11 protein-coding genes are annotated in these 14,749 nt (G+C 58.7%); 3 read left to right on the top strand and 8 right to left on the bottom strand.

What is annotated here, in order from left to right; translation table 11 throughout:
- Nucleotides 1-63: 63 nt before the first annotated feature.
- The 4 genes from topA to fadB all read right to left on the bottom strand — a co-directional run bounded on the left by topA (nucleotide 64) and on the right by fadB (nucleotide 6,535).
- Entirely contained in the window at nucleotides 64-2,673 is a 2,610-nt protein-coding gene (gene topA / locus IOD17_RS06805) for a type I DNA topoisomerase (protein WP_233684306.1), read from the bottom strand.
- 125 nt (nucleotides 2,674-2,798) lie between these two features.
- The gene (locus tag IOD17_RS06800; protein ID WP_233684305.1) at nucleotides 2,799-3,035 is read right to left on the bottom strand and encodes a DUF1653 domain-containing protein; all 237 of its coding nucleotides are present in this window, start codon (nucleotides 3,033-3,035) and stop codon (nucleotides 2,799-2,801) included.
- A 146-nt stretch (nucleotides 3,036-3,181) separates the two neighbouring features.
- On the bottom strand, nucleotides 3,182-4,357 hold the full coding sequence (gene fadA, locus IOD17_RS06795; protein WP_233684304.1) for an acetyl-CoA C-acyltransferase FadA: 1,176 nt from the start codon (nucleotides 4,355-4,357) through the stop codon (nucleotides 3,182-3,184).
- Nucleotides 4,358-4,387: 30 nt separating this feature from the next.
- The gene (fadB, locus tag IOD17_RS06790) at nucleotides 4,388-6,535 is read right to left on the bottom strand and encodes a fatty acid oxidation complex subunit alpha FadB (protein ID WP_233684303.1); all 2,148 of its coding nucleotides are present in this window, start codon (nucleotides 6,533-6,535) and stop codon (nucleotides 4,388-4,390) included.
- 482 nt (nucleotides 6,536-7,017) lie between these two features.
- Here fadB and IOD17_RS06785 point away from each other — a divergent pair, with 482 nt between their 5' ends.
- Entirely contained in the window at nucleotides 7,018-7,836 is an 819-nt protein-coding gene (locus IOD17_RS06785; RefSeq protein ID WP_233684302.1) for a hypothetical protein, read from the top strand.
- Nucleotides 7,837-7,946: 110 nt separating this feature from the next.
- Here the strand turns inward: IOD17_RS06785 and IOD17_RS06780 are convergent, their stop codons facing one another.
- Entirely contained in the window at nucleotides 7,947-8,384 is a 438-nt protein-coding gene (locus IOD17_RS06780; RefSeq protein WP_233684301.1) for a hypothetical protein, read from the bottom strand.
- 87 nt (nucleotides 8,385-8,471) lie between these two features.
- On the opposite strand from IOD17_RS06780, the gene IOD17_RS06775 reads away from it, so the two are divergent.
- Nucleotides 8,472-8,912: a universal stress protein gene (locus IOD17_RS06775; protein WP_233684300.1), complete on the top strand. Its 441-nt coding sequence runs from the start codon at nucleotides 8,472-8,474 to the stop codon at nucleotides 8,910-8,912.
- 27 nt (nucleotides 8,913-8,939) lie between these two features.
- Here IOD17_RS06775 and IOD17_RS06770 read toward each other — a convergent pair whose 3' ends face one another.
- Complete coding sequence (locus IOD17_RS06770) at nucleotides 8,940-9,626, bottom strand: DUF6901 family protein (protein WP_233684299.1); 687 nt, start codon at nucleotides 9,624-9,626, stop codon at nucleotides 8,940-8,942.
- 51 nt (nucleotides 9,627-9,677) lie between these two features.
- Nucleotides 9,678-11,594: an ATP-binding cassette domain-containing protein gene (locus IOD17_RS06765; protein ID WP_233684298.1), complete on the bottom strand. Its 1,917-nt coding sequence runs from the start codon at nucleotides 11,592-11,594 to the stop codon at nucleotides 9,678-9,680.
- 351 nt (nucleotides 11,595-11,945) lie between these two features.
- Here IOD17_RS06765 and IOD17_RS06760 point away from each other — a divergent pair, with 351 nt between their 5' ends.
- On the top strand, nucleotides 11,946-13,871 hold the full coding sequence (locus tag IOD17_RS06760; protein WP_233684297.1) for a transglycosylase SLT domain-containing protein: 1,926 nt from the start codon (nucleotides 11,946-11,948) through the stop codon (nucleotides 13,869-13,871).
- Between the two features lie 38 nt (nucleotides 13,872-13,909).
- Here the strand turns inward: IOD17_RS06760 and IOD17_RS06755 are convergent, their stop codons facing one another.
- Nucleotides 13,910-14,716: an MOSC domain-containing protein gene (locus IOD17_RS06755; protein WP_233684296.1), complete on the bottom strand. Its 807-nt coding sequence runs from the start codon at nucleotides 14,714-14,716 to the stop codon at nucleotides 13,910-13,912.
- Between the last annotated feature and the right edge of the window lie 33 nt (nucleotides 14,717-14,749).

The following is a 14,749-nucleotide window of genomic DNA, read 5'->3' as shown; positions in this document are numbered from 1 at the left end:
CCTCCACTGCGGATTGAATAAGCATACGCGCGCCGGACAATGGCCGGCACGCGTTCCGCTGGATCAGCTTTTATCTTCGACTTTCCACTTGCCGCCATCAAAGAACGCACGCCAGCCGGTCGGCTTGCCGTCGACCTCGGTCTGCACGTACTGCTCCTTGGTCTTGCGGCTGTAACGGATCACTGCCGCACGACCTTGCGGGTCTTTCTTCGGCGCATCAAGCAGGAAGTGGTACTTGGGGTCGATCTCATCGCGGTGCGGAATCAGTTCGATCACCAGCGGTGCACGCGTCTCACGGTTTTTCGGGAACTGGCTGGCAGCCAGGAACAGACCCGAAGCGCCGTCGCGCAGAATGTAGGTATCGTTGACCTTCTCGCACTTGAGCTCCGGCATCTTCACCGGGTCCATTTTCGGCGGCGCAGCTTCACCGCTCTTCAGCAGTTTACGGGTGTTCTTGCATTCGCTGTTGGTGCAGCCAAAGAACTTGCCAAAACGCCCGGTCTTCAATTGCATCTGGCTGCCGCACTTGTCGCAATCCAGGCTTGGGCCTTCATAGCCCTTGATGCGGTACTGGCCCTGCTCCACTTCATAACCACTGCAATCCGGGTTATTGCCGCAGATGTGCAGCTTGCGGGTTTCATCGAGCAGGTAGGCGTCCATCGCGGTCGAGCAGATCGGGCAGCGGTGCTTGCCGAGCAGCACGCGCGACTCCGACTCACCCTCATCATCAGCAGCGATTTCATCGCCAGGCACCAGATTAACGGTGGCTTTGCAACGCTCTTTAGGCGGCAAGGCATAGCCGGAGCAACCGAGAAATACGCCAGTGGAGGCAGTACGAATGGTCATTGGACGACCACAGTCACGGCAGGCGATATCGGTCAGCGTCGGCTGGTTGGCACGCATGCCACCCTCGCCCGCTTCGGCCACTTCAAGTTTCTTCTTGAAGTCACCGTAGAACTCGTCGAGCAGGTGCTTCCACTCACGCTCGCCCTGGGCCACATCGTCCAGGTGCTCTTCCATGCCAGCGGTAAAGCCGTAGTCCATCAGGTTGGAGAAGCTTTCAGCCAGACGCTCGGTGACGATGTCGCCCATCTTCTCCGAGTAGAACCGGCGGTTGTGCAGCGCCACGTAGCCACGATCCTGGATGGTGCCGATGATCGCTGCATAGGTCGACGGACGACCGATACCGCGCTTCTCCATTTCCTTGACCAGGCTCGCTTCCGAATAGCGGGCTGGCGGCTTGGTGAAGTGCTGGCTGGGGTCGAGTTTAACCAGTTTGAGCGCTTCGCCCTGAGCCATTTCCGGCAACACATCATCGTCACCCGGCTTGCTCAGTTGCGGCAGCACACGCGTGTAGCCGTCAAACTTGAGGATACGGCCCTTGGCGCGCAACTCGAACTGCGCGGCGGTCACCGTAACGGTGGTAGACAGGTATTCGGCCGGCGGCATCTGGCAGGCCACAAACTGACGCCAGATCAGCTCATACAGGCGCTCGGCGTCACGCTCCATGCCTGACAGTTGAGTCGGTTTGAGGTTGACGTCGGAAGGACGGATCGCTTCGTGCGCTTCCTGGGCCCCTTCCTTGCTGCTGTAGGCAATCGGGTTAGCCGGCAGGTACTTTTTGCCGTACTCGTTTTCAATAAAGCCACGCACCATGCTCACAGCATCGACCGAGAGGTTGGTCGAGTCGGTACGCATATAAGTGATGTAACCCGCCTCATACAGACGCTGGGCCATCATCATGGTCTTCTTCACCCCAAAGCCCAGGCGGTTACTGGCGGCCTGCTGCAGGGTGGAGGTAATGAACGGCGCCGACGGCTTGCTGCTGGTCGGTTTGTCCTCGCGCTTGCTGACGCTGTAGCTGGAGGCCTTTAGAGCAGCCAAGGCGGCCATGGCCTGCGCTTCATTCAGCGGCTTAAAGGCATTGCCATTTTCCCGCGCCACTTCAAAACGCACGTTAGCGCCTTTGGCGGTGCCGAGGTCGGCATGCACTTCCCAGTATTCTTCGGGGACGAAGGCGCGGATCTCTTTCTCGCGCTCCACCACCAGCTTCACCGCTACCGACTGCACACGGCCGGCAGACAGACCACGGGCAATCTTGGCCCACAGCAGCGGCGAGACCATATAGCCCACAACGCGATCAAGGAAGCGCCGCGCCTGCTGAGCATTGACTCGGTTGATATCCAGCTCACCCGGCTTGGCGAACGCTTCCTGAATGGCTTTTTTGGTGATTTCGTTAAACACCACGCGCTTGTAGCGGCTGTCGTCGCCGCCAATGGATTCGCGCAGGTGCCAGGCAATGGCTTCCCCCTCGCGGTCCAAGTCGGTTGCGAGGTAGATGGTGTCAGCATCCTTGGCCAAGCGGCGCAATTCCTCGACCACCTTCTCCTTGCCAGGCAGGATTTCGTATTTGGCTTTCCAGCCATGCTCGGGATCAACACCCATGCGGGCGAACAGCTGACGCTTGGCTTTTTCCTTGGGCGACAGCGCCGGGGCTTCACCTGCGGCGGCTTTGCCACGCTTGGCGGGCTCCTTGGCGGTGCTCGCCGAGCCACTGGTGGGTAGGTCACGGATGTGGCCGATGCTCGACTTCACCACGTACTCGTTGCCCAAGTACTTGTTGATGGTCTTGGCCTTGGCCGGGGATTCCACGATGACCAGCGATTTGCCCATGGATTGGAAAATTCCTGAAATTCGGTAAATAAATGCGGGAGGCGCTGTACTGCCTGCTAGCGCGGCACCGCTATATATAGTGGTGGTCCGGCCGAGGTCAAGCGCAGCAATGGCCCGGTATCAGCTCAAGGCCGAGTGATCAGTGCGTTTTCAGCCTGAATCAAAGCAAAGCGTGGAACCATCTCGCCGTCCACTTCGACACTTTCACAGAACATCTCCAGCGGCCTGACCCATAGGCCGAATTCGCCGTACAGCGCCTGGTAGACCACCATCGACTGCTCTGTCTCGGAGTGCTGAGCCACGCCAAACACGCGGTACTCAGGGCCTTTGTAATGACGATAGAGGCCAGGCTGTAACTGCATGGATAATTCCTTGAAGATTTTCTGCCGAGAAAAACCGGAAGTGCGCCCCTAGCAACAAGCCAAAGGTGATCGCTACAACAAACAGACCAAAAACAAAAACCGGGGCACCAGGCCCCGGTTTTTCCATCTCTAACGCTGCGTGAAGCTTACAGGCGTTCGAAGACGGTGGTGATGCCTTGGCCGAGACCGACGCACATGGTCGACACACCGAAGGTGCCACCATTCTGCTTCATTACGTTCAGCAGGGTACCGGAGATACGCGCACCGGAACAACCGAACGGATGACCCAGAGCGATAGCGCCGCCATGCAGGTTGACCTTCTCTTCCATCTTGTCGAGCACTTTCAGGTCCTTCAACACAGGCAGAGCCTGGGCAGCGAAGGCTTCGTTGAGCTCGAAGAAGTCGATGTCGTTGATGGTCAGGCCAGCACGTTTCAGTGCTTTCTGAGTCGACGGTACTGGACCGTAGCCCATGATCGCTGGATCAACACCGGCCACGGCCATGGCGCGAACTACGGCCATTGGCTGAATGCCGAGGTCCTGGGCGCGCTGGGCGCTCATGACGATCATGCAGGAAGCGCCGTCGGTGATCTGCGAAGAAGTACCCGCAGTCACGGTACCGCCTTTCGGGTTGAACGCAGGCTTCAGGGCAGCCAGGCTTTCCAGAGTAGTCTCCGGACGAATGGTTTCGTCGTAGTCGAAGACTTTCAGGAAACCGTTCTCGTCGTAGCCTTGCATCGGGATGATTTCATCCTTGAACTTGCCTTCGACGGTGGCTTTGTGAGCCAGACGGTGCGAACGCTCACCAAAGGCGTCCTGCTGCTCACGGCTGATACCGTGCATCTTGCCGAGCATTTCAGCGGTCAGACCCATCATGCCCGAGGCCTTGGCTGCGTACAGCGACAGGTGCGGGTTTGGATCGACGCCGTGCATCATGCCAACGTGGCCCATGTGCTCCACACCACCGATGACGAACACGTCACCGTTGCCGGTCTGGATCGCCTGCACAGCAGTGTGCAGGGCGCTCATGGACGAACCGCACAGGCGGCTCACAGTCTGGCCAGCACTGGTGTGCGGGATCTGGGTCATCAGCGACGCCATGCGCGCGATGTTCCAGCCCTGCTCCAGAGTCTGGTTAACGCAGCCCCAGATCACGTCTTCAACTTCAGCTGGATCCAGCTTGGTGTTACGTGCCAGCACGCCGCTGATCAGGTTGGCCGACATGGTTTCGGCACGGGTGTTGCGATGCATGCCGCCCTTGGAACGACCCATCGGGGTACGACCGAAGTCGACGATGACTGCATCTCTAGGATTCAGGCTCATAAATTCACTCTCGCTCTAGTCGTTGCGCGATTAACCGAAAAACTTCTGGCCCTTAGCGGCCATTTCGCGAAGCTTGGCAGTCGGGGTGTACAGCGCGCCCAGCTCGGCGTATTTGTCGGCCAGGGCAACGAACTCGGCTACACCGACAGTATCGATGTAACGCAGTGCACCACCGCGGAACGGAGGGAAGCCGATGCCGTAGATCAGGCCCATATCGGCCTCAGCTGCGGTATCAACGATGCCGTCTTCCAGACAACGCACGGTTTCCATGCACAGCGGGATCATCATGAAGTTGATGATGTCTTCGTCGGTCAGCTCGCGCTGCTCAGTGACGATCGACTTCAGCAGCTCATAGGCAGCCGGGTCGGAGACTTTCTTCGGCTTGCCGCGCTTGTCAGTCTCGTAGGCGTAGAAACCCTTGCCGTTCTTCTGACCCAGACGATCCGCTTCGTACATCACGTCAACCGCAGTACGGCCTTCAACCGCCATACGATCCGGGAAGCCTTCAGCCATTACGTCACGGCCGTGGTGACCAGTGTCGATACCAACCACGTCGGACAGGTACGCCGGGCCCATCGGCCAGCCGAACTTCTCCATGACCTTGTCGATACGCACGAAGTCCACACCGAAGCCCAGCAGCTTGGAGAAGCCGCCGAAGTACGGGAACAGCACGCGGTTGACCAGGAAGCCTGGGCAGTCGTTGACCACAACCGGGGTCTTGCCCATTTTCTTGGCGTAAGCAACGGTGGTAGCCACGGCTACGTCGCTGGACTTCTCGCCACGAATCACTTCAACCAGCGGCATCATGTGCACCGGGTTGAAGAAGTGCATACCGACGAAGTTTTCCGGACGCTTGAGGGCCTTGGCCAGCAAGTTGATGGAAATGGTCGAGGTGTTGGACGCGAGGATGGCGTCTTCTTTAACCACGCCTTCCACTTCAGCCAGCACGATCTGCTTGACCTTCGGGTTCTCGACGACGGCTTCAACGACGATGTCGACGTTGCCGAAATCACCGTAGGACATGGTCGGACGGATGCCATTGAGGGCTTCAGCCATCTTCGCCGGGGTCATGCGACCTTTGGCGACACGGTTGCCGAGCAGCTTGCTCGCCTCGTTCAGACCCATCTGGATACCCTCTTCACGGATATCCTTCATCAGGATCGGGGTGCCCTTGGAGGCCGACTGGTAAGCGATACCGCCGCCCATGATGCCAGCACCGAGTACGGCAGCCAGTTTCACGTCTTTGGCGATTTCGTCGTGCTGCTTGGCTTTTTTCTTCAGCTCCTGGTCGTTCAGGAACAGGCCGATCAGGCTGGCAGCAACCGGCGTCTTGGCCAGTTTGACGAAACCTGCAGCTTCAACTTCCAGAGCTTTGTCGCGCGCCATGTTGGCGGCTTTCTGGATAGTCTTGATCGCTTCAACCGGAGCCGGATAGTTCGGACCGGCCTGACCTGCGACGAAACCTTTGGCGGTTTCAAAGCACATCATCTGCTCAATGGCGTTGAGCTTGAGTTTTTCCAGCTTCGGCTGACGCTTGGCCTTGTAGTCCAGCTCGCCGGAGATGGCGCGCTTGATCAGGTCCAGGGCTGCAGCTTGCAGTTTGTCAGCAGTCACTACTGCATCAACAGCGCCGGCTTTCAGGGCGTCAGCTGCTTTGTTTTCCTTACCACCGGCAATCCACTCGACAGCGTTATCGGTACCGATAACACGTGGCAGACGCACAGTACCGCCGAAGCCTGGGTAGATGCCCAGTTTGACTTCCGGCAGACCAACCTTGGCGCTGTCAGCCATGACGCGGTAATCCGCAGCCAGGCACATTTCAAAACCACCGCCTAGGGCGATGCCATTGATCGCGACAACAGTCGGAACATTGAGGTCTTCAAAATCACTGAAGATCTTGTTGGCTTCGAGGTTGCCAGCCACCAATTCTGCGTCCGGCAACTTGAAGTTGTCGACGAACTCGGTGATGTCGGCGCCGACGATAAACACGTCTTTGCCACTGGTGACAATCACGCCCTTGATCGAACCATCAGCCTTGATTGCATCAACGGATTGACGCAGCTCATTGAGGGTAAGACGGTTGAATTTGTTGACGGATTCACCCTTGAGGTCGAATTTCAATTCGACGATGCCGCTCTCAAGAGCCTTAACCGTGATGGCTTTACCTTCGTAAATCATCAACTGATCTCCACGGTATGGAAGCTGAACAGTACACATCGGAGCCAACCAGCAAGCTACTCCACGGCACAGCCGTCTAGAGTAGCCCCAATCAGCCTGGCACACCCACCGACGCGATAATCGGACTGTAAAGGCGCTGTCTTAAGAGGCAAACGCTCAATTCATACGCCCGTTTGATTTGGGTGTGCACACCTTCAAGGAAAAGCCCCAACTTGTCAATTGGCCTGTAGTGACTCTCTTGCTGTACAAAAAATTACGTTCTAGCTGACAGCCAGCCGCCAAATAAGTCTGCGGCGAACAGGTGCGCATCCGCAGCGATATACGCGTCTTTGCCGCAGTCAACCCCATAAAATGTGACGCCTTGCCTACCTAGCAAAATGAGTTGGCTACAGGTACAGTCGTCTCAATACAGCCGTTTTAGACCGGCCGTAGCCAAAAACAAAAACAATTAGAGCCCAATCAAGGGCGCACGGAGTTTCCCCATGTCGAGCCGCATGCTTGCCATCGCCTTGAGCACCCTGCTCGCCGCTACTCTCCCACTGTTCAGCGCCGCCACCCAGGCTGCAGACTCCGCCACCAGCCTGCTGAAATTGCACCAGTTACGCCTGGCAGCACAAAAAACCCTGGGCGACTTCTATATGTTCAACGGCATGGAAGGCGACCAGCGTTACGCGCGCATGATCAATGAGTCGCTGAGCGAGGCCAACAACCACCTGAGTGCCCTGACCGACATGCCAGGAGAAGGCTCAAAGGCCCTGCGCTCGCAGCTGGATCAACAATGGAAGGGTTACCAGATTGATCTGAACAACCTGACCAATGCCCTGAAGAACCAAGGCTACACTGACCTGCAGCCAGTAGCCGACCTGGCCACACGCAATCAGCAGCTGATGAGCTTGAGCCAGGAGCTGTACATCAAGATTCAGCAGGAGAGCAGCTACAGCGTGCCCGCACTGACCCAGCTCAGCCGTGAACAGAGCCTGCTGATGCAAGGTATTGCAGTGGATTACGCCTCGCGCAGCGCTTCGGTCGGCGCCACGTTTATGGGCGGCGGTGATGCACGACCGATGGAAGAACTGGTCAGCGACTTCGCTAGCAAAATGGCTGCACTGGAAAAAGACCCGAAAAACACTCCACAGCTCAAACAGGCCTGGGAGGGAGTGAGCACCAAGTGGCGATATATTGAGAAGTCGCTGATCAACTACAACGAGAACAGCGTGCCGTTTCTGGTCAACAAGTACTCCAACACCATTATTCAGGGCATTGAACAGATTGCCGGCCAATACGCTGCCGCCAATCTCTGAGCAGCCCACCCCGCTTCACCGGCCTGCCTGGCCGTACTCCAGCCCAGTGCTCGCACTGGGCTTTCTTTTATAGGCACTCAAACCTCATGACTGCGACAGCAGCCAAAAGCTCAGGCGTTGGCCTTGAGAAAACCGACAATCTTCTCCAACGCCTCCCGCGCCCCACGCTCACCCCAGCACACCGAGAGCATCTGCGCAGTCGCTTCGGCCTTGTAGGCATCCGCTGGCAAGCCCTGCAACTGCTCCAGCAAGGCCTGATCTGGGCAGGGCTCGCGCCACTTGTTGACCCACTGCCCCGGCTCCAGCTGCCAATAGCACCAGCTATCGACCTGCCCACGCCGGCGCGCCCGATGGTATTGCGGGCACGAACCTGGCGGTTGACGCGGCAACCAATGCGGCCACTCCTGGCGCGACAACTGCATTGCCACCCCCATTTGTCGGGCCTGCAGACGCACATCCATCTGCCCACGCTGATGACGCGACGGCACCAACCAGGCCAGCGGACTAAGCAAAAAGGCCAGGAGCAACAGCAGAAACCAGGGACTCATATCGTTATCTCGCAGGCAAAAGCCTGTCATCAGCGCTCAAGACGGCCATACTAAAGCCATTGATCCACTTGCACGGAGAGTTACCCCATGCCCTACCAGCACATTCTGGTCGCTGTCGACCTTACCGAAGAATGCGACCCGGTTATGCACCGCGCACAGAAACTGGCCGCCAGCAGTGGTGCCAAGCTGTCTGTGGTGCATATTGTCGAACCGATGGCCATGGCCTTTGGCGGCGACGTGCCGATGGACCTGTCGATGCTGCAACAGCAACAGTTTGATCAGGCCCGCGAGCGTCTGGACAAGTTCGCCGGTAAGTATCCAGCCCTGAGCAGCGATCAACGCCATCTGGCCTACGGCCAACCCCGCCAGGAAATCCATCGCCTGGCCACTGAACAACAGTGCGACCTGATCATCGTCGGCAGCCATGGCCGTCATGGATTGGCGTTATTGCTGGGCTCTACCGCCAACGACGTACTGCACGGCGCACCCTGCGACGTGCTTGCGGTACGCCTGAAAAAAGCAGATTAAAGCCACTGCCGGCGAACAGCCCAAGGCTCAATCGCCGGCGTCACCTGCACTCATGACCAGCGGACGAATCTTTTGCAGCTGGGTTTCCAGCGAATAGGTCATGCTCGAGGCCATCGAGAAGAAGCTCAGAAACGCCTTGAGGTTAGAGTCGCCCTCACAGGTGGCGTGAATGCGCTGCCAGAACGCCTGGTTGACCAACTGCAGCTGCTGGAACATGCGCACCAGGCCTTTGAGTTCCCAATCTGCCGGACGCCCTTCGCGCAGATTGAAATACTGCTGTGTCAGGTACAGCGACACCGTGCGCAGCGTGAACTCCTGGCTGTTGGCAAACGGCAAGTGATGCTGCGCCATCGGTTTGAGCTTACCCAGTACCGGGCAGGCACTGGTGGCCATGATTACCCCGAGCAGCGCACGCAGGCCTTCCTCCAAACCCAGCAGTTTGGTGTACTCGCGCTCTGGCGTACGCACCCAAACGGAGACCTTCTTGAACGCCGGCAAACCCTGGAAGTCCTCGATCACCCGGTGCAGGTCGACCGCCGCCGGACAATGGCTGAAGTTGTCCTTGCTCAACGGGCAATTACTGCACTGCTGATACTCCAGCCGGGTCCAGGCCGGCGCGCTTTGCGCCACCTCGGCTTCATAGACGCGGTCCAGCTCGATCCTGTAGCTGAACTGATGATTGTCGTCGAGAGTGATGCGGTACTCGATGGCCATAACGGTCTCCGGCAGAAATCTCAAAATCCTGTTTGAGGGTATTGCTAAGGCTTAGCCTTCCAGCTCCGCCCAGCGTTCAACCAACTGATCCAGCTCTTGCTGAACCGACTGCAAGGTGGCCAGCACCTCAGCCGTTTTCTCCGCAGGTTGCTGATAAAAAGTTGGTGCAGCAGTTTGTTCCTGCAGCTCAGCGACCCGTAGTTCCAGAGCATCAATCTGCCCCGGAATGGCTTCCAGTTCGCGCTGTAGTTTGTAGCTGAGTTTTTTCTTGTTTGCGGTAGCGACTACCACGGGCTCGGCAACAACCGGTGCCGGTACCACAGCCGAAGCCAGTTCAGGCTTGCCAGCTTTGCTCTCCCCCACACCCAGCAAGCGCGGCGAACCGCCCTGACGCAGCCAGTCCTGATAACCACCCACGTATTCACGCACACGCCCTTCACCCTCAAACACCAGGGTGCTGGTCACCACGTTGTCGAGGAAAGCCCGGTCATGGCTGACCATCAGCACGGTACCCGGGAAGGTCAATAACACTTCTTCCAGCAGCTCCAGCGTTTCCACATCCAGATCGTTGGTTGGCTCATCCAGCACCAGCAGGTTGGCCGGTTTGCTGAACAGCTTGGCCAGCAAGAGGCGTGCCCGCTCACCACCAGAGAGCGCCTTGACCGGCGTACGCGCACGCTGCGGACTGAACAGGAAGTCACCCAGGTAGCTCAGCACATGACGGTTCTGCCCATCGATCTCGATGAAATCACGGCCTTCGGCAACGTTGTCGATCACGGTTTTTTCCAGATCGAGCTGGTGACGCAATTGGTCAAAATACGCCACTTCAATACGTGTGCCTTCGGTTACCGAGCCACTGCTGGGCTGCAGACCACCCAGCATGAGCTTGAGCAGCGTAGTCTTGCCGGTGCCGTTGGCCCCCAACAGGCCAATACGGTCACCGCGCTGCAGAACCATGGAGAAGTCCTTGACCAGAAACGGCCCGCCGGGATGGGCAAAACTGACGTTCTCCAGCACCATGACCTGCTTGCCGGATTTCTCAGCGGTATCCAGCTGAATATTGGCCTTGCCGGTACGCTCACGGCGCTCGCTGCGCTCCACGCGCAGAGCCTTCAGGGCACGTACCCGGCCCTCGTTGCGGGTCCGGCGAGCCTTGATGCCCTGGCGAATCCAAACTTCTTCCTGGGCCAGTTTCTTGTCGAACAGGGCGTTGGCGGTTTCTTCCGCCGCCAGCATGGCTTCCTTGTGCACCAGGAAGCTGGCGTAGTCGCCGTTCCAGTCGATCAAGCCGCCGCGATCCAGTTCGAGGATGCGCGTGGCCAGGTTCTGCAAAAAGGAACGGTCGTGGGTAATAAACAGCACAGCCCCCTGGAAGTCCGCCAAGGCCTCTTCCAGCCAGGCGATGGCGCCGATGTCCAGGTGGTTGGTGGGCTCGTCGAGCAGCAGCAGATCCGGCTCGGAAACCAGCGCCTGGGCCAATAGCACTCGACGACGCCAGCCACCAGACAACTCAGCCAGGGTCTTATCGGCCGGCAACTGCAGACGACTCAGGGTGCTTTCAACCAACTGCTGCAAGCGCCAGCCATCACGGGCTTCAAGGTCTTGCTGCACATGCATCAATTTTTCCAGGTCGGCGTCGGTGACACAGTTCTGCGCCAAGTGGTGGTACTGCGCGAGCAATTCACCCACACCGTCCAGGCCTTGGGCGACCACATCAAATACGGTGCGCTCATCAGCCAGCGGCAGTTCCTGCGGCAGCTCACCGATTTTCAGCCCAGGCGCGCGCCAAACGGTGCCGTCGTCGGCCTTCTGGTCACCCTTGACCAGCTTCATCATGCTCGACTTGCCCGTGCCATTGCGGCCGATGATGCACACCCGCTCGCCCCGGGCGATCTGCCACGACACCTTGTCCAGCAGGGGCATCGCGCCATAGGCCAGGGAAATTTCGGTGAATTTGAGCAGGGTCATGATGCGCCTCAACAAAACAACAGGGTCAGCAGCTACAGCCGGGCAGTGGTGCGTCGTATCAGGCCGGCAACAGCTGAAACACCCCGAAAATCATTTGCAGATGCCATGGCACCGGCAAAACAGGGCGCGCATTCTAACCGAGAAGCACAGCATCATCGCAGGCAATTTCGGCCTCAAGCCCAATAAATTCGCTTGTTTCTGCCACTTTACGTGGCACGACGCATTAGCCCAGCGAACAACCCCGCGCACAATATGGCCATTAGCCACCAACACGCAAGGCGTATTGAGCCTTCACCGCCTACAGGCAAACGACTAAGCTAGGGCCATACGCACTATTTGCCTGGATGTGTCATGCGCGGTCCTTTGTTCAGCCTGTTGTCCTGTCTGCTGGTTTCCTCCCTGAGCTTCTCTGCCGCGCATGCCGCGACCCTGGCGCAACAACGTCAGTATTACGATCAGGCCAAAGCCGCGCTGGCCAAAGGCGACAAGGGGCCTTATCAGCGCTATGCCAATGCCCTGCGTGACTACCCACTAGAGCCCTACCTGGCCTATGACGAGCTGACAGCGCGTCTGAAGTGGGCGAGCAATGACGAAATCGAGAAATTCCTCGCTGAACACGGCGATCTGCCGCAGATCAGCTGGATGAAATTGCGCTGGTTGCGCTGGCTGGCCGAACGTGGCGAATGGCAGACCTTTATCAATTATTACGACCCGGCCCTGAACTTCACTGAACTTGATTGCCTGTATGGCCAATACCAGCTCGCCCACGGCATGCACAAAGAAGGCAGCGCGACCGCAGAGAAACTCTGGCTGGTGGGCAAATCCCAGCCCAATGCCTGCGACCCGCTCTTCGCGCGCTGGGCGGCAACCGGCCAGCTCACCGAGCAGAAGCGCTGGCAACGCGCCAAACTGGCGGCCGAGGCCCGCAACTATGGCCTGGTCACCCACCTGATCAAGACCATGCCCACCCTGGGTAACCACGGCAAAAGCCTGCTGGAAGTGGCGCAAAAGCCTGAGTTACTGAAACAGACCGCACGCTTTACCCAGACCGACCCGGCCATGGCCGACGTCGTAGGCCTCGGCTTGCGTCGCCTGGCTCGCCAGGACCCGGAAAGCGCGTTGAAGCTGCTGGATGGCTACGCTCAGCGCATGAAATTTTCCAGCGAGGAGCAGGTCGCGATTGCCCGCGAAATCGGCCTGACCCTGGCCAAGCGCTTCGATGCCCGCGCCCTGCAGGTCATGGCCAAGTACGACCCCGAGCTGCGCGACAACACCGTCAGCGAATGGCGCGCGCGCCTGCTGCTGCGCCTGGGGCGCTGGGAAGAAGCCAATCAACTGACCCGCAAGATGCCAGCCGAACTGGGCAACACCAACCGCTGGCGCTACTGGCAGGCACGCAGCCTGCAACTGGCACAACCCAACAGCCAGGAACCCAAGACCCTGTATCAGGCGCTGGCCAAGGAACGCGACTTCTACGGTTTTATGGCCGCCGACCAGGTGCAGTCGCCCTATCAACTGAACAACAAACCGCTGGCCCTGAGCCCGCAGACCATCCAGAAAGTGCGCAATTCGGCCGCCATTCGCCGAGCACTGGAATTTCACGCCCGCGGCCAAGTCGCCGATGGTCGTCGCGAGTGGTACAACGTCAGCCGCCTGTTCAGCCGTGACGAGATGGTCGCTCAGGCACGCCTGGCCTATGAGATGGGCTGGTACTTCCCAGCTATCCGCACCATCAGCCAGGCGCAGTACTGGGACGATCTGGACGTGCGCTTCCCCATGGCCCACCGAGACCAACTGGTGCGCGAGGCGCGCAACCGCGACATTCACTCCAGCTGGGTCTTTGCCATTACCCGCCAGGAAAGCGCCTTTATGGCCGACGCCAAATCCCATGTCGGTGCCATGGGTTTGATGCAGCTGATGCCGGCCACCGCCAAGGAAACCGCCAAGCGTTTCGGTATTCCACTGTCATCGCCACAACTGGCGTACCGCCCGGAAATCAATATCCAGCTGGGCGCCGCTTATCTGAGCCAGATCTATGGCCAGTTCAACGGCAACCGCGTGCTCGCCTCCGCTGCCTACAACGCCGGGCCAGGCCGTGTGCGCCAGTGGCTACGTGGCGCGGATCACCTGTCGTATGACGTGTGGATCGAGAATATTCCGTTTGACGAGACCCGCCAGTACGTACAGAACGTGCTGTCGTACTCCGTGATCTACGGCGAGAAGCTCAACGCGCCGCAGCCTCTGGTGGCCTGGCACGAACGTTACTTCGACCAGTAAGCCAAACCGGCTCAACCGCTGAGGTTGAGCCGTACTTCCTACGCCAGTACTTCTACCGGCATGCCCAACGTCAGCGATCCCTCGCCACAGGCGATCAGGTTCTGCCCGAAATACACCTCGCCTTCACGCTCACGGTAGGTTTTCAGAGTGGTCAGCGGTTCACGATCAGCACTGCGCTCACCGCTCGAAGGATCAAGGGTGGTCATAATGCAGCGCGAACACCCCTTGACCACGCGAAACTCCAACTCACCAATACGGATGCGCGTCCAGCTGTCTTCGGCATAGGGCTCACTACCACTGACCACCAGGTTCGGACGGAAACGCAGCATCGGCAAAGGTCGCCCTACTCGCGCCGACAGGTCATCCAGTGAGGCCTGACCAATCAGCAGCAGCGGAAAGCCATCGGCGAACGCCACCTTGTCGCCTACTTCGGCATAGGCCATATCGACCTGCCGCGCGCGCGGCTCCGAAACCTGCACCAGGCGGCAGGCGCGACCGAGGAACTGACTCAGCCACTTCGCTGCCTGATCGCCGGCATCGGGCACCTGCAGGCTGTCACGCCAGATGGTCACCCCACGCAGTGGTGCTTGAGTGTCCGGCACCGCTACCGGTAAATCGGCCATGCCGGGTGCACTCAACTGCAGATGGGTACTATCAAGCCAGTGCGCTTGTAACTGGGTCATTTGTGCCAGCAGGCGCTGAGTGAGAAAGCGCCCTGTTTCTGCATCGACTACCATCCAGCGACGGTCACCCTGCACGCCCAAGGCGTCCAGCGTCGTTTCATGCAGGGCCTCACCCGCAGCGGATTTCAGTGGATAACGGTATAACTCGGAGAGATGCAACATGAGCCCAGTTTCCCTTTGGCAAAAAGCACTTAT

It is taken from the genome of Pseudomonas anguilliseptica, assembly GCF_021375795.1.
Taxonomy (GTDB): Bacteria; Pseudomonadota; Gammaproteobacteria; order Pseudomonadales; family Pseudomonadaceae; genus Aquipseudomonas; species Aquipseudomonas anguilliseptica_A.
This window is presented reverse-complemented; position numbering and strand designations above follow the sequence as displayed.

Coding starts and splice junctions, on each gene's coding strand:
- topA (WP_233684306.1), bottom strand. CDS start 2,673: ATGGGCAAATCGCTGGTCATCGTGGAATCCCCGGCCAAGGCCAAGACC.
- IOD17_RS06800 (WP_233684305.1), bottom strand. CDS start 3,035: ATGCAGTTACAGCCTGGCCTCTATCGTCATTACAAAGGCCCTGAGTAC.
- fadA (WP_233684304.1), bottom strand. CDS start 4,357: ATGAGCCTGAATCCTAGAGATGCAGTCATCGTCGACTTCGGTCGTACC.
- fadB (WP_233684303.1), bottom strand. CDS start 6,535: ATGATTTACGAAGGTAAAGCCATCACGGTTAAGGCTCTTGAGAGCGGC.
- IOD17_RS06785 (WP_233684302.1), top strand. CDS start 7,018: ATGTCGAGCCGCATGCTTGCCATCGCCTTGAGCACCCTGCTCGCCGCT.
- IOD17_RS06780 (WP_233684301.1), bottom strand. CDS start 8,384: ATGAGTCCCTGGTTTCTGCTGTTGCTCCTGGCCTTTTTGCTTAGTCCG.
- IOD17_RS06775 (WP_233684300.1), top strand. CDS start 8,472: ATGCCCTACCAGCACATTCTGGTCGCTGTCGACCTTACCGAAGAATGC.
- IOD17_RS06770 (WP_233684299.1), bottom strand. CDS start 9,626: ATGGCCATCGAGTACCGCATCACTCTCGACGACAATCATCAGTTCAGC.
- IOD17_RS06765 (WP_233684298.1), bottom strand. CDS start 11,594: ATGACCCTGCTCAAATTCACCGAAATTTCCCTGGCCTATGGCGCGATG.
- IOD17_RS06760 (WP_233684297.1), top strand. CDS start 11,946: ATGCGCGGTCCTTTGTTCAGCCTGTTGTCCTGTCTGCTGGTTTCCTCC.
- IOD17_RS06755 (WP_233684296.1), bottom strand. CDS start 14,716: ATGTTGCATCTCTCCGAGTTATACCGTTATCCACTGAAATCCGCTGCG.